At 47.1% G+C, this 14950-nt stretch carries 9 protein-coding genes, 1 tRNA gene and 6 pseudogenes; 8 read left to right on the top strand and 8 right to left on the bottom strand.

Going from position 1 to position 14950, the window contains the following annotated elements; genetic code table 11:
* The first annotated feature begins 1 nt into the window (after window position 1).
* The 3 genes and pseudogenes from mgtR to cigR all read left to right on the top strand — a co-directional run bounded on the left by mgtR (window position 2) and on the right by cigR (window position 773).
* Window positions 2-94: a protein MgtR gene (gene mgtR / locus AAYN39_RS16485; protein ID WP_001082117.1), complete on the top strand. Its 93-nt coding sequence runs from the start codon at window positions 2-4 to the stop codon at window positions 92-94.
* Window positions 95-106: 12 nt separating this feature from the next.
* On the top strand, window positions 107-193 hold the full coding sequence (gene mgtU, locus AAYN39_RS16480) for a magnesium transporter protection protein MgtU (RefSeq protein WP_252515021.1): 87 nt from the start codon (window positions 107-109) through the stop codon (window positions 191-193).
* Window positions 194-294: 101 nt separating this feature from the next.
* Window positions 295-773 (top strand): annotated as a pseudogene (gene cigR / locus AAYN39_RS16475) (anti-virulence regulatory inner membrane protein CigR).
* A 322-nt stretch (window positions 774-1095) separates the two neighbouring features.
* Here the strand turns inward: cigR and AAYN39_RS16470 are convergent.
* Window positions 1096-1776, bottom strand: coding sequence for an isochorismatase family protein (locus tag AAYN39_RS16470; RefSeq protein WP_000106461.1), 681 nt, complete (start codon window positions 1774-1776; stop codon window positions 1096-1098).
* 784 nt (window positions 1777-2560) lie between these two features.
* Between AAYN39_RS16470 and AAYN39_RS16465 the strand changes: the two are divergent.
* Both AAYN39_RS16465 and AAYN39_RS16460 read left to right on the top strand, forming a co-directional pair.
* Window positions 2561-3417: pseudogene (locus tag AAYN39_RS16465) on the top strand (transcriptional regulator).
* A gap of 10 nt (window positions 3418-3427) precedes the next feature.
* On the top strand, window positions 3428-3892 hold the full coding sequence (locus tag AAYN39_RS16460) for a hypothetical protein (RefSeq protein ID WP_001521985.1): 465 nt from the start codon (window positions 3428-3430) through the stop codon (window positions 3890-3892).
* 94 nt (window positions 3893-3986) lie between these two features.
* On the opposite strand, the pseudogene misL reads toward AAYN39_RS16460, so the two are convergent.
* The 3 genes and pseudogenes from misL to AAYN39_RS16445 all read right to left on the bottom strand — a co-directional run.
* Window positions 3987-6856, bottom strand: a pseudogene (gene misL, locus AAYN39_RS16455) (intestinal colonization autotransporter adhesin MisL).
* A gap of 74 nt (window positions 6857-6930) precedes the next feature.
* Entirely contained in the window at window positions 6931-7548 is a 618-nt protein-coding gene (locus AAYN39_RS16450) for a helix-turn-helix transcriptional regulator (protein ID WP_000984810.1), read from the bottom strand.
* A 756-nt stretch (window positions 7549-8304) separates the two neighbouring features.
* Window positions 8305-8415, bottom strand: a pseudogene (locus AAYN39_RS16445) (transposase); the annotation flags it as partial.
* A gap of 409 nt (window positions 8416-8824) precedes the next feature.
* On the opposite strand from AAYN39_RS16445, the pseudogene AAYN39_RS16440 reads away from it, so the two are divergent.
* Window positions 8825-8953: pseudogene (locus tag AAYN39_RS16440) on the top strand (transposase); the annotation flags it as partial.
* A 312-nt stretch (window positions 8954-9265) separates the two neighbouring features.
* On the opposite strand, the gene rhuM reads toward AAYN39_RS16440, so the two are convergent.
* From rhuM to AAYN39_RS16425, 3 genes and pseudogenes are all read right to left on the bottom strand, one after another.
* Window positions 9266-10294 (bottom strand): RhuM family protein, encoded by a 1029-nt coding sequence (rhuM, locus tag AAYN39_RS16435; RefSeq protein ID WP_000389730.1) that lies wholly within the window; start codon window positions 10292-10294, stop codon window positions 9266-9268.
* Between the two features lie 91 nt (window positions 10295-10385).
* A pseudogene (locus tag AAYN39_RS16430) lies at window positions 10386-11216 on the bottom strand (DUF4942 domain-containing protein); the annotation flags it as partial.
* Between the two features lie 148 nt (window positions 11217-11364).
* Window positions 11365-11961 (bottom strand): retron system putative HNH endonuclease, encoded by a 597-nt coding sequence (locus AAYN39_RS16425; protein WP_000173551.1) that lies wholly within the window; start codon window positions 11959-11961, stop codon window positions 11365-11367.
* A 561-nt stretch (window positions 11962-12522) separates the two neighbouring features.
* Here AAYN39_RS16425 and AAYN39_RS16420 point away from each other — a divergent pair.
* Window positions 12523-12867, top strand: coding sequence for a hypothetical protein (locus AAYN39_RS16420; protein WP_000120781.1), 345 nt, complete (start codon window positions 12523-12525; stop codon window positions 12865-12867).
* 317 nt (window positions 12868-13184) lie between these two features.
* Here the strand turns inward: AAYN39_RS16420 and AAYN39_RS16415 are convergent.
* Window positions 13185-13279: transfer RNA gene (locus tag AAYN39_RS16415), tRNA-Sec, on the bottom strand.
* A 287-nt stretch (window positions 13280-13566) separates the two neighbouring features.
* Between AAYN39_RS16415 and AAYN39_RS16410 the strand changes: the two genes are divergently transcribed.
* Window positions 13567-14949 carry a glycoside-pentoside-hexuronide family transporter gene (locus AAYN39_RS16410; RefSeq protein WP_000834259.1) on the top strand — a complete coding sequence of 461 codons (1383 nt, stop codon included), beginning with the start codon at window positions 13567-13569 and terminating at the stop codon, window positions 14947-14949.
* The last annotated feature ends 1 nt before the right edge of the window (window position 14950 follow it).

Genomic DNA, 14950 nt, shown 5'->3' with positions numbered 1-14950 from the left:
GATGAATCGCTCACCCGATAAAATCATCGCGCTGATATTTTTACTGATTAGCCTGTTGGTGTTGTGTTTAGCCCTCTGGCAAATCGTTTTCTAACGAGGTGACGCCATGCAAAAAAGAGGGTTGGACAAAATTTTTTATCAGGTTGTCCTGATAGCAATCATCCTGATTTTACTGACTATCTGGATACGATAAGCTGCCGTTGGCGAGCCCCGCTTAAAATAAGAATCGATGTAGTTGTTCTTTTTATGGCGGGGCGCTATTTTCATGGTATCCCACATGAGAAGGGCAATATCATGAATAATCGTCGTGGTTTAACCGCCGTCCTGGCGACGTTGATTACGTTTTCCCTGAGCGCTACGCCTGTGCTGGCGAATCCGGGAAATGGCAATGGCGGCGGACATGGTAATAACGCGGCTAATCAGGGTAATAACGGTAACGGACATAAAGGAAATGCCGGGCAAAAAACGGAACACCGTAAAAATGGCGGTAAACCGGATCACGTCGAGTCGGACATTAGCTACGCTGTCGCCAGGCAACTGGCAGTGAATTTAGGGCTGACGGGTTATCAGTCTTTACCTCCGGGGATTGCGAAAAATCTGGCGAGAGGAAAACCGCTGCCGCCGGGAATCGCTAAAAAACGGTGCCGGCGTCTATGCTGGGACAATTACCTTATTATCCGGGCTATGAGTGGAAAATCGTTGGGGATAATCTGGTGCTGATCGCGCTCAGTACCGCGGTGGTCACGGCGATTATTAATGGCGTATTTGATTAAGAGCCTATCCCACCAGGCGTTATTGGCGCAGCCAGTTTGGACACGGACAGCGCGCAAAAACCGGAGCGTACACGTAGTACGTGAGGTTTGACTCGCTACGCTCGCCCTTCGGGCCGCCGCAAGCGGCGTTCAAAACGCTAACGCGTTTTGGCGAGCACTGCCCAGGTCCAAAATGGCAAGTAAAATAGCCCCAATGGGATAGGCTCTAAGCGTGTTGTAGTCCGATGACATGGCGCTCATCTACTGGTTGTAGGCTGAATAAACAGGCGATAGATAAAATAGCCCCATTAAATGGGGCTATTTAGCCGCTTCAGGGCGTTATTTATGCGCGTTGAGAATCCAGCAGTTCATTATTTTTTACTACTTCCTGCGCTTTGGTATAACTTTCAATCAGTAGCTGATAGGCCGGGAATATTTTGGTATATACATCCGCCCATTCTGCGGCATCTTCCCGATTCCAGGTACGTTGCAGCTCAGAGGCTACCGCCGCGGTATCCATTGGTACTACGCCCGCCTGCACCACGCGGGCCATCGTAATTTCCTGCGCCATTTTACTGTACGTACCGGAGGCATCAATTACCGCAAATACCTTGTACCCTTCCGCGACGGCGCTGATGGCTGGAAAAGCCATGCAGACACTGGTAATAGTACCGGCGATGATCAGCGTTTTACGGCCTGTCGCTTTTACCGCCTGTACAAAATCGGCATTATCCCAGGCATTAATTTCCCCTTTACGCGCGACATATTGCGCGTGGGGCGCATTCGCATGGATTTCCGGAATCAGCGGACCATTTGGTCCCTGTGGTACGGATGCGGTAGTAATGACCGGCATATTGCATAAGGTAGCGATTTTAGCCAGCGCCGCGGCGCGCGCGCGTAATTCCGGCATCGGCATGTCGCCGACGGTCTGAAACAGGCCACTTTGGTGGTCAATCAGCAGCATGACTGCGTCGTTAGCATCAATGGCAGGGCGTTGACCGTTAAAATTCGCGGGTGTAGACATAATTCATTCCTTGTTGTTGCCTTTCACTGATAGTCACTATCAGTGTTAAAGTCATTAATCGCCGGGGCGATTTCCGTTTTTAAGCTGATGACAGTAATCCGTTGCCGATTCTGGATTACCCTGTTGAGTTCTTTCTGAAGGAATATTCATCGGCATCACCTTCAGTCAATTTACTTTCACGCGAATCGGTTATCACAACAATATTCATATTATGATTAAATGTTTCTATTTTACATGTCAGAGAGGATTATTGATTGAAAAAACAGGCTATATCCCTACAAATTGTTTCTGATGGATAGTTTTAAAATTATTTAGTATAAGTTTGAAATATATCAATTAAGAGTTAACTTATTTATATTTAAATAACATAAAGCACAGCTTAAATATTAAGTGGGAAGCGTGTTGTTATTAAGTATGGCTACTGCAACTCTTAATAAATTGGAAACTATCCCTACATAACGAGTGCTGCTTTTTTGGATATTACAAGCCATTATAGAGAACACGTTCAATAAAACCCTGTCTTTCATATGATATAGATTTTCAGGATATATTTTCTCATGATTTATATATGAGATATTAAAGCGTAGTGGCACAGTAAATTTGGCTACTTGATTAAAGGTGATATTCTCACCTCAATACAAAACAGGAGGCTTAACGAACAAGAAAACCAAACGTACTTTCACCCCTGAGTCTGCTATAATGAGAAAAGCGGTGTCTACGCTTACCTGTTAATGTCTTATGCCTCTCGCTCTTCTATATGATCGGTATGTGCAGGGGACAATCCATGTCCTGCTACGCAGCCACAGCATCAGACTATACTCAGTGGTGTCTATTAACCCTCTCCAACTACGTTATGTTTTGGCATGGTAACAATGCGATGTTATGGATAATTAACGATAATATTGAATTTAATCCAGAAATGAATCGCCTGGCGTCATTATCGAGGCCAGATCTCAACATTATTCTGACAACGCCCGCCAGCCGCTGCTTGCGCCTTCTGCTGGAAAACGCCCCCTCCGTCGTCTCACAACAAACATTCTTTCAAAAAGTATAGGAAGAAGACGGCATGGTGGTGTCGGCAAATACGCTTTATCAGAATATCTCCATTATTCGCCGCGGATTACGTACCGTTGGCGAAAATGAAGATACGCTGATAATCACGGTTCCGCGTAGAGGCTTTCAGATTGAGCCTGGTGTGAGCCTCATGACCATCCGCAAAGACTTCGCTCAGACAATAGAAAAAAGGGTGAGGCGCCACCGCGTATGTCAGGGCGTTGGTTTAAACATTATGTACCTGTACTTTGGATGACCGGGACATTTGCTGTCGGTATTTTGCTTGGCACTATCAGCTGGCAAACCGTTCCTGATAAGGATTTTTATGATCGCTACACGCTGGTTGAAACAACTCAGGGCTGTCATTTTTTCTCGCGGAATGAAGATATCGAAAGCGGTAGCCGCTTTGCAGGCTATAAGTTAATGATTCTAAAAACCGGTATGGATTGTCAGAAATACCCATGGGTCTATTTCCCTTCCAGCAGTCGCACCCCAGCGGTTACGGCATTGATTTGTCAGCAACCTTATAAAACGCGCGGTGATACAGGCTGCGTGACGCTTTTTTTCCGCGGGGTGACACATGGGTAAAAAGGCACTGATGTTAGCCTGCCTGACGCTACTGTTTCTGGGTGTAGGGCTTGGGCATCTTTTTCATTTATATACGGAAAAGAACCGGGATCCAGAGAAATGTACGGCGCCTGTGATTGTGTTTTATAACAACACTCAGGCTAACCTGACGCTGGACTTTATGTATTCGCTGAAAAAACGCACTGGAGTGGTTTCCATCAGCGGAACGTATTACGTCGATAATAAAATGAGCGGCGTGATCCGCCGTGATGTTTCCTATGTATGGAGTGAAAATAAAGACAGCACCCATTTTATATCGACGGATATCAACAAAGTCACGCGTGACGAAACACTGTCCGATGCGGTTATCGAGACGGTTTTACCCGATTTTTATGTCTATCCAGGGAAAAGTATCAGTTACACCATCCTGACTCAGGGTCATCGTGGCTTTATGTTCACCATCGGGAAACGCCCGATATTTTTCTGTACACATTAAGCGGTTTTGGGAGCCGTTCATGGAACGTATCAGCCAAATGAAAGCGCTTCCGGGTAAAAGCCGCTGAAGATCAGCGGCTCTGTTGTTACCTGAATCAGAAACTGTATTTAACCCCCAGTAGGCCTTGGGTATTACTATAGCCCTGGTCACCTACCTGTTGCGCCACGTTACCCCATACGTTCAGGCGCGGGGTAATTTGTCCTTCAATACCCACTTTCAGTTCACCAATATTTTTCGTACCACGCATATCGCTGCTGACATCGTCCATCTTCACGCTGGCAGGCTGCGTATTATGGATCCAGTTCGCTTCCACGAATGGCTGGAACTCTCGAGATTTATTGTCATCAATAGCATTGTGGCCGTTAATATAGGCTTTTACGCCCATGCGGGTTAGCAGATTACCGGCGGTATCATCCTTGACGAGGGTACCATTGGCTTCGCGATGGTCGTTAGCCTGCACGCCCATCCATACCACCTGCGCTTTGGGCTGCAACCAGTAGCTTTGATGCGCGCTTTCACCTAACCTGAAACTGTAACCGGCTTCAACCGAGGCGGTAATTCCTTTGGATTTATATTTCTCAGCGGCCTGATCCTGACCCATGACCTTGTTATCAAACCAGTTGTACAGCATCCAGGTATCCACATAAGCCCCAGACCGATCGATATTGTTAGCATACCAGGTGCCGTAAAGGCCGACGCTGTAACCGGTGACTTGACCACGGGAATGATAGTCACTCACGGACGACTGCGTGCGGTTCTGGCTGTTGGCATAACCTGCCATTGCACCAATATGCCAACGGTCAAGACTGTCAGTGCTCCACTGTGCCAGATCGCCTCCCAGTTGTAACACATAGCTGTTGATGCGGGTTTTTAGCTGCCCGCTGCCATCGTTGAAGCGAGTATGGGCGCCGACGTTACGCATCCACAGGCTGGTGACCTTCTTCTCACCCGTCAGCATGTCGGTGTACTGGGTTTCACCCAGACGGTCATGGAGACGCGTCATGAACAGCGTATTTGCCGCATAGTTGTTGGCAAGATAGCTGCCCACTTCCGGACGGAACTGATGTTCTGTTATCGGCGGTGTGTCAGATTGTCCTATGTCAGGAATGACCGGATCAGGGATGACCGGGTCTACTGGATCAGGGTCTACTGGATCAGGGTCCACCGGATCGGGAATAACAGGGTCAGGGATAACCGGGTCTACTGGATCAGGGTCTACCGGATCGGGAATGACAGGGTCAGGAATAACAGGGTCTACCGGATCAGGAATAATCGGTTCGTCCGGCTCAATGTAGCTGGTCAGATACCAGTTTTTACCTTTCTGCACCACGTTGTAGTCATAGGCTCCGGCAACAATACGACTTGCTTTTTCGAAAGTACCGTTGGAATTGCCAGCAACGTTAACAATTTCAATACCTTCAACGGTTTGAGCCCCGGCTCCTCCAATATTATTTACTGCAACAAATGTGTTGCCTGAAGTATTGCCGAGAACCTGCAGCCTGTCCGTTTCGGAATCATCATCGTTGAGCACAGTATTAAAGACCAGCTTACCGCCGTTGCCTACATAATCTTCATTGATGGTGAGCGTTTGCCATGGTTCGCCATCTTCATGGCTGAAGTTAATGATTGCGCCACTATTCAGCGTCAGGTCAGTGAGCGTTGAGCTGCTGGTCATATTCCAGGTCGCATCGCTCATTTGTACAGAGATAACGCCTGTGCCCGCCGTAGCGCTGGTGATGTACGACGCCCCGTCCCATCGCGAGTTGTCCGTCATATTGAGCTTAATCGTACTGTTCTGCTGCGGTAGCGTACCGCTGGCAGCGGTGGCGCCAGCAGCACGAATATCACCGTCGATGACGAAACGACCTCCTGAAGAACCGTCAACAATGCCGCCAGTTTCCGTGCTGATGGCGTAACTTTCGCTACTGTTATCGCCCGCCATAGTAATAGCCGCACCGCCTGCCAGATTAATGGCGCCTCGGGAGAGGGCGTATAAACCGGCAGGGGCTTTACTATAGGATGCAGCCTTACTGGCGCTGTTAACGCTAATAGTGGCATTCTCTCCCAAATTAACGGTAGCGTTAGTTGCATATACCGCGTGTGCGCTGGCACCGTTCACCGTAATAGTAGTGTTGTTGCTAAGCTCGGTTCTGGAGGAGGATGCTGCGTAAATCCCCGTTGAGGATGCGCCGGAGGTTTCGATGGTTGCATCGTCACCCAGACGAATCAACGAACCGCTTTGTCCGGTACGCAGCCCCTCCGAACTGTCGCCGGTAGTAACTATATGTGCACACGATTGCCGACGACAATCGTATTTTTGGCACGTGACGCATCCCGCATGGCGTTAGCTGTAATTCCACGTCCCTGGCTACCGGTCGTTTTGATATACAGATCGTCGCCGACGTAAATATTGGCCGATCCGGTCCAACCCTGGCCCAGTGAGTTATATCCGGCGTTAATACCGTCACCATCCTGACCATCCACGTAGATGTTGGTACGGTCACCGGTAATAATAAATACCGGGTTATCCGGAGTATTTGCGCCGTGAGTACGGATGCCATCGACGTCTCTACCATTATTCGCGGCATTCGCCGACTGCGTCCGAATGGTCAGGTCGTTGCCAAAAATCACGCCCGGACTTCCCGTCCCGCTGTTCTGAATAACCGTGACAGTGTGTTCAAACGCCTCCGCACCCGGCCCATTAAGCGTGAGGCCATTGCCATAAACCGGGATGGTGCCGGTGTTCCACTGATAAACGTAGTTGGGCATGGTACCGACTTTGGTGAAACCGGTACTGGCCTGAGCGGGAATAATAGCCTGTAATTCCGGCGGCAGCTGGCTGACCAGCCCACTGGATGGCAGACTATCAACGTCAACCCAGGCCGCCTGGGAGGGAAATACCATAGAGGCTAATGCTGCTGATACCGCTATGGCGATGAATGAGTAATTTTGGGGAGTTGGCATTCTGCCTCCTGCATTATGGCGTAAAGCGTCTTCCACATCGCAATAATATGGAAATAATAAAAATGGAAACGGATCTATAAAATATTTGATATTATTTTATGAATGCTATGCCCTAGCTTATTTTCAAGCCGCAGCTTATGCACATAAAGTTTCTTAATATCAATATTGTCAATATTTACAATCTGCTGAATACTTATTCCTGATACAAAGTGCTTCAGTAATATAAATTCCGTATAGTTAAGCGTTCGTCCACGTTTACTGTTGGCAAGCCGACCGGTAAACAAGCGGTGCATCTTTTGCTGTTGCACAATATCATCGTCATCGGAATAAATAATTCCTTGTATTTTATTGCTTTTCAAAATCCAGTAATTGGCCAGCGGAGTTAAACTTCTGTCAGAAATCAGGACAATATGCATACCACTGTTTGCCAGACTGTCAGCCCATTGTAAATCGGTAAATCGTCGAAGATTCGGGAAAGAAAAATCAACAAAGATAAAACCGCTGGATAAATGGTTGTGTCTATCAAGCAATAACTTTTCAATAAACCCTTTTTTCAGGAAAGCATTACCATCTGGCCAGATGGAAAATGCCGCATTATGACAGTATTGCACCCGTACTGCGCTGTCAGGGAATAATTGACAGGATAAATCGCAACTAATGCAATGGACAATTTGTGAAGGCTTTCTCATCATCCTGAACGACTCCCGTCGATGTTTCTATTAATATTTCATTGGTAAATAAATGTGTCAATCCAGATAATATACAGTGCTACGGCTGTCAAAAGTCGCGAATTATTGTCAGTGTCATAAACTCCTGGAAAGACCTAAAATACAGCTTTAAGGAACCATGACAGATCCGACAGTCGTAATACATCATTTCGGATTCGTATTTCACCCATTGAGATTTTTATACATAATCTCCAATATCATAAAAAATCTTAAAACAGCACTATTTGCTAAATTATGAGGATGATAAATAACGGTTCTCAATACCATCTGTCTGCTGCCCTCGTCACTATCGGGGTGATGTGATGAAATATAAAAGTAAATCCTGTCAACCTGTAATGAATTCTTATTATTAAAACCTAATTTAAGATTTTTTCTTTTATTGCATTGTTATTCAATGACTTAATGGTGAAATTTGTGCTCTCATCAACTTCTTATATACAAATTTAAGACTATTTTATAGAGACGCATGTAAACTTTAAGGGGGTGTAATGCTAATGCCATGGGAAAATCTTGTAACTTAACGCCGGGAGTCATACCTTGCCAATAAGTTGATCTGACTTAATTCTGAACGTGACAGTGTGAGCAACCGACAGACTTATCGGTCGAAGCAACTTCAGCTTCTGGCTTCTCTTTTCAATTGCTCATTTGATGAAAACTCTTTCCCGGAGCACATTAGTGAGAAACAGGATGTGGTCAAACCCAATGTCCATAGATGTCGTCAGTCACTTCAGAAATATCCGCCTCCTGGCAGATATCTTTAACCGCTCGTCCAGCTTCGACCAACTTAATTACGGCGATGTTCTGATGCTCAGTGAGACGGGCTTTACGCATAGAGATTCCTTCGTCAGCAGATCGATGACGTGATCTCTAAATGTGAATAGCACGATTATGTGGGATACGTACAAAAAATTAAACTAACTGCCAGTAATATGAGTACTTGGTATAAGAATGTATACGGATATATTACTACTGAAATATAATAATGGGAGGGGTTAAGAATAAACAGGACGTATGGGAGAACAAGGGTATAAAGATGAAATGCTTGCAGTATCTAATAGATAACAATGAAAAATCAGGTAACTGAGAAACTATTCAGTGTTTAGGTTGATGTGATATTGAGTCATTCAGCCGCTACAGCACATTATCAGGATAATTTCGTCTGGATAAAACGGAGGAATGAATCGCCACAGGTTTAACAGACACCGCTGAGTCATTTAAGATGACTTAAAGAGAGAAGCCCATGAGCGGTAAACGTTATCCCAAAGCGTTTAAAATTAAAGCGGTAAAACAGGTTATTGAGCGCGGCCATTCTGTTTCCAGCGTCGCAACACGTCTTGATATTACTACCCATAGTCTTTACGCCTGGATAAAGCCGCCACATTCACGACGGCATCATGTTGACCTGAATCTGACGGGGCATACAGGCAGTTCTGGCTGGAATCGGGCTGTGTTTATGGCTATCGCAAGATCTGTCTCGATCTGCGGGATATCAGGAACAATGCGGTGTAAGCAAAGTCTGGTGGTTGATGCAACGTGTGGGGATAAAGGCTCGGGCGATCACAGGAATCGTATTTGAATGTTAACTTATTGATTTTATGTTTATATTTTGTATTGGATAAATGAGTAACCCCCATAAGCACCCCCAAATGATTTTGCTTGTGGGGTTTGGGGACATCCTGAGCTACTTTTTAGGCTCTGTTTTCCACTGTAACAAAGCGGCGATATCTTTCTCACCTTCGGCTTCTTTTAAACGCCGTTGTTGCTCGGCAAACTGGCTATATTCCGCCTGCGCTTTTTCATCGGCCATTTTCTTACTGACTTTACCTGCCCCTTGCAAAACCTCACGGTCGTTAAATTGCAGGAACTGATCCAGCTTATCCTGCCAGTCGCGTAAAAAGACCTGTTGACGACGACGGGCCTGATCTTCGGCGAAATCCAGCCACATGTTAACTACGCGGTTAAGCTCGCTGACTTCATCCTGAGTGAGATAATTTTTTGCCACCGTCACGTCACATTTGCGCACCTCTTCACCTTTATAGCTGGTCAGCCCCATATGCGGCTGGCAGGCGTCAGCACGCTGATGAATGAGTTCAGCGGCGGTATACCCGGTACAGGCAAAATGTAACTTGTTCTGGATGGTTTGAAAAAACTGCGTGGTTTCTTTGAGGGACGGTTGATAATCGGCGGCCAGAGCAAAGATCTCGCGTACCCGCAAATAAACCCGACGTTCGCTGGCGCGGATATCGCGGATACGCTCCAGCATCTCATCGAAATAGTCGGGTACAGCCGATGAACCCACGGGCGGATTTTTCAGGCGCTCATCGTCCATCACAAAACCTTTGATCAGGTATTCCTGGAGCGTCTGGGTTGCCCACTGGCGGAACTGCGTGCCGCGCGGGGAGCGAACGCGGTAGCCGACAGCGAGTATCAACGGCAAACTAAAGTATTGAATCTGATAATTTTTCCCATCACTGGCAGTTGTTCGGTAAAACCGAACAACTGAATTTTCTTCAAGCTCGCCATCTGCAAAGATGTTCTTTATATGCTCACTGATGGTGGCTTTAGCTTTACCGTATAGTTCGCAGATCATTCCCTGAGAGAGCCACAGTGTATTGCTTTCAAAGCGGCATTCAACACGCACTTTCCCGTCACCGCTGGCAAACATAATGAATTCACCTGCCGGGGATTGGGTTAAGTATTTATCTTCCATGTCGCCTCCACTTACATCTGACTCGTGATGCTGTAATCCGCTTAGTATGCCAGAAATTCCTGGTGAAGCTCATTACGCAGATAGCGTTTATTTTGGCGGGTAGCGCCCCCGGATAGTGTTTCATCACGATATCATTCATCTTCTCCACCAGATCCAGACGCTTAAACGTGATATGCCCACTGCCTTTCTGAAAGTAGTGCATAGAGAATAAATCATCCTCAAAAACCTGCTGATGCGGGTTATCACGAATGAAGTCCATCAGTCGGATAGTCACATCGTGTCGGTTATCGGGAATGGTTTTACCATCCAGCAGGAACAACATGCGCTCCAGATCCGCAATCTGGTCACGCCGTCAGCCCCAATTCAGGCTGTAGCCCCATCGGTCGTGCTTTACCAGGCCGTTAACGATGATCCGCTTACCGAAGCAGCAGGGATTATTGGTTTTATAGTCCCAGCTTAGCCCTTTAAATACATTGATAATCCCACGTTCGAAAACATCCTGTTTATTGTGGTGGAGTTGTTCAAAGGTGCTCAGGATGTTGGCTTCGCTGATGGCCGGAAGATCTCCTCCTTCGAGATTTTTAGCCCACTGGCTGCGGGCTTCAGCGTCCATTAAGGTCAACATCCCGGACTTCAGCATCAGATCGCGCCAAATGCTGCGGTCAATATTACGGGTGATCACCGGCATCGCTTTATCAACCGGTTGCATCAACCAGCAGTCAAAGGAATGGCGCTGTCGCATCGCCCAATGCTCCGCTACATCACCACCGATGCTGGAGGTAAGCCGCGAGATGTCATCAAGCTTATGAATCAGGATTTCTATCAGGCTCAGCGCAGCGTCGCGCCCTGTGACGATGCATTCAATACTGGTCGAGCAAATTAGCTCATTATGGTCAGTTAAGACTTCAGCTTCTGTTTGCATATTTTTGGTCCATATAAAAGCAAACGCGCCTGCCGGGAGTGGCAGGCGCATTATGCGGTGAAATAAAGGTGAATAAATATTGAGGGTGTAAATCAGGAAGGCGACTCGCAATAAATCATGCTGTCGCCCTGAATCAGGAATAGTGGTGTTAAATTAATGCAGGGGCGTGGCTCTGTAATACCTGTTCAGCTTCTTGCTGGAAAAACTGGCGTGTAATGCTGAAGAATTCATGCAGTTTATGATCTGGCGAAGGGACCAGATCAAGCTGAAGTAATTGGTGCAGATCCCAGTCTTTCTCAATATGTTCTTCAAAAAGCTGTTCCAGCTCTTCCCAATGATTACGACGCTCCGTTTGAAGGAATCCGCTGTTCAGGTTCAGGTGATCAATGGTGTACTGTGCGTACTCAGCTTCCTGCTCAGTTAAATCTATTGAAGGAACCACATGCCCATTAGATAAATAGGCAAAATAACGAGAACAGTCAGGGAGGTGGCAATGAATAAACTGTGCCATATCCACAGATTTATTCTTTCCCTGTACATGACCACCGAACGTGTTGATGCCAAGCTGGGGCAAACCATTCTCAGAGTCTAACGCGCTGGCTGCGAGATTTTGATAATCGAAGGTTCGCCCTGGCTGCTGGCTTTTATTTTCGACGTGTTCAATGTGATAGCCGAGGCCACGCAAATCAGCACGGATTTCGCTGTAACAGCAAAGATGATATTGCTCATTGAGCAGAAGCGTCACTAAATCTGCTTTGTCTCGTCTAAAGTTTCGCCAGCGACGGGTCGATTGATCCGAATCTTGTGGTGGATTTTCATTTGCAGTGAGTAAGGCATCTGTCCCCGGCGAGTTTTGATCACATGCCTCATTGTGCCTTCCCTTTCAGAAAGTTACGGCATCGACAAACGTAGCGCCTGCGTTAATAAACGTAAGGCTATAGTGCCTTCAAGTAGATGAGTAAGCTGCGACGTTACTGCTCGTATGAACACCATCCACCCTTATGATGTGAGCCCGTACCCCCATGTGGATGTTGACCCTTTGGGCAGGCAAGCGCACCGGATGATGCCGTGACGGTAATAAAAGCGATAATCATCGCTGTAAATAATCTCTTCATATATAACTCACATTAATAAATTGGAACATATTACTACCTACTACAGAATACGCATACTTGATACGGACTTAGGGGATAATATAACGTGTACTTTAGTTTAAATTCTATCCTTCATGTGGCATAGGTTATCAGGATAGGTTTTCGTTATGAATTTTATCTGGGATATTGAAGCAACATATTGTGGGGGGGATATGAGTTATAAATATGTTGGTAAGCATGGCTGTGATGTTGCATTGCGGATGGGCTATAAAGAATACCCCGATGAAAATGCTTATGGTGATGCCTATTATATTAAAGATGGGTTAAAATGGATATTTAATATAACAGGCTTAAAAAAACGGCTTGGCGTATACAGCGACGACGATCTCCGTAAACAGAACTATGATGTAGATACCTATTATCGGGTTGAAAACCAACAGGAAGAAAGTGCAGATGATGAAATGCAATCGCTATATCATAATTTAGCGGTAGAAGAAGGAGAACCCGTGTATCTGGAGGGAGGCATGTATCTTTATCCGGATGGCTCTATACGTTGATCTCATAATTTTGGTCTGGTAAGCGTTATCTCTTTTGAGAAAGGATGAGTCTGTAAGTATGACCCACAAGCTCGTTTGGTGATTAGTTAAGTCCCGCCCGCGTTAGTCCTGGCGTACTTTTATCCCTTCTTTGCGGACGATATCCCACAATAAATGGACGTTCGGTTTTAGCAATCGGTAAATGGTGATTAATAAAATAATATTCCACTTTCTCTCTCCACCTTTCCTTTCGTATTATATGCAAGAACTAGTCTTAATAATAAGCAAATACTTTGTCCCGAAATAGAGGACGAATGGTGGGCATGAGAGAAGGATTTTGGCGGAAGATCACAGGAGTCGAACCTGCCCGGGACCGCTGGCGGCCCCAACTGGATTTGAAGTCCAGCCGCCTCACCGGAGACGACGATCTTCCGCGCCTCGATTGCTACATGGAGGCGCGCGCATTATAGCTACTTCCTGGCGTTTCCACATCCCCTCCCGTGCTTTTTTAACTTCCCTTTCCTTCTGCCATGATCGGTTTCATATAAACCCCCATAAAATCCATTAGTTACATTTCATCACACTTTTTGGCGCTACCCTGATCACAGAAAACAAGAATCGTAATTTGATAACCAAATAACGGAATATTCACGCTCGCAGGGAAGGTTTACAAAAACTGTAACCGGTATCAGTGAGCGTTGTGAGCGTTAAGGATGCGTAATGAAAAGTGAAATTCTCTCCGTTAAGGAGAAGATTGGCTATGGTATGGGCGATGCCGCCAGCCACATCATCTTTGATAACGTCATGTTATATATGATGTTCTTCTATACCGATATTTTCGGCATTCCCGCTGGTTTTGTCGGCACCATGTTTTTACTGGCGCGTGCGCTTGATGCCATCTCCGACCCTTGCATGGGCCTGTTGGCCGACCGTACCCGCTCTCGCTGGGGCAAATTCCGACCCTGGGTGCTGTTTGGCGCGTTGCCGTTTGGTATCGTTTGTGTGCTGGCTTATAGCACGCCGGATCTCAGTCTGAACGGCAAAATGATTTATGCCGCCATCACCTACACGTTGCTCACCCTTCTGTATACTGTGGTCAACATCCCTTACTGCGCGTTGGGTGGTGTAATAACCAATGACCCAACGCAGCGTATCTCCCTGCAATCCTGGCGCTTTGTGCTGGCAACGGCGGGCGGAATGCTCTCTACCGTACTGATGATGCCTCTGGTGAAACTGATTGGCGGCGAGAATAAGGCGCTGGGCTTCCAGGGGGGGATCGCGGCGCTCTCGGTGGTGGCGTTCCTGATGCTGGCGTTCTGCTTTTTTACCACCAAAGAGCGCGTTGAAGCGCCTGCCACCCATACCTCCATGCGTGAAGACCTGCGTGATATCTGGCACAACGACCAGTGGCGCATAGTCGGCCTGCTCACCATCCTGAATATTCTGGCGGTATGCGTGCGCGGCGGGGCGATGATGTATTACGTCACCTGGATATTGGGCAAACCGGGCGTGTTTGTCGCCTTCCTCACCACCTATTGCGTCGGCAACCTGATTGGCTCGGCGCTGGCAAAACCGTTGACCGACTGGAAATGCAAAGTGAGCGTTTTCTGGTGGACCAACGCCTTACTCGCAGTAATCAGCGTGGCGATGTTCTTCGTACCGATGCACGCCACGATCGCTATGTTCGTCTTTATCTTCGTGATTGGCGTATTGCACCAGTTAGTCACGCCTATCCAGTGGGTGATGATGTCTGACACCGTCGACTACGGCGAATGGTGTAACGGCAAACGCCTGACGGGGATCAGTTTTGCCGGCACGTTGTTCGTGCTGAAACTGGGTCTTGCCCTCGGCGGGGCGCTGATTGGCTGGATGCTGGCAGGCGGCGGTTACGACGCGGCGGCGAAAACGCAAAACAGCGCCACGATCAGCATCATCATCGCTCTGTTCACTATCGTCCCGGCCATCTGTTATCTGCTGAGCGCCGCGATCGCTAAACGCTACTACACCCTGAAAAGCCCGTTCCTGAAAACCATTCTGGAACAACTGGCGCAGGGCGCACACCGCAACGAACAAGAATTTACCCATAAAGAATTGCAAAACTAAA

It is taken from the genome of Salmonella sp. K21076, from assembly GCF_039650795.1.
GTDB classification, from domain to species: domain Bacteria; phylum Pseudomonadota; class Gammaproteobacteria; order Enterobacterales; family Enterobacteriaceae; genus Salmonella; species Salmonella enterica.
This window is presented reverse-complemented; position numbering and strand designations above follow the sequence as displayed.

Coding starts and splice junctions, on each gene's coding strand:
- mgtR (WP_001082117.1), top strand. CDS start 2: ATGAATCGCTCACCCGATAAAATCATCGCGCTGATATTTTTACTGATT.
- mgtU (WP_252515021.1), top strand. CDS start 107: ATGCAAAAAAGAGGGTTGGACAAAATTTTTTATCAGGTTGTCCTGATA.
- AAYN39_RS16470 (WP_000106461.1), bottom strand. CDS start 1,776: ATGTCTACACCCGCGAATTTTAACGGTCAACGCCCTGCCATTGATGCT.
- AAYN39_RS16460 (WP_001521985.1), top strand. CDS start 3,428: ATGTTAGCCTGCCTGACGCTACTGTTTCTGGGTGTAGGGCTTGGGCAT.
- AAYN39_RS16450 (WP_000984810.1), bottom strand. CDS start 7,548: ATGATGAGAAAGCCTTCACAAATTGTCCATTGCATTAGTTGCGATTTA.
- rhuM (WP_000389730.1), bottom strand. CDS start 10,294: ATGGAAGATAAATACTTAACCCAATCCCCGGCAGGTGAATTCATTATG.
- AAYN39_RS16420 (WP_000120781.1), top strand. CDS start 12,523: ATGAGTTATAAATATGTTGGTAAGCATGGCTGTGATGTTGCATTGCGG.
- AAYN39_RS16410 (WP_000834259.1), top strand. CDS start 13,567: ATGAAAAGTGAAATTCTCTCCGTTAAGGAGAAGATTGGCTATGGTATG.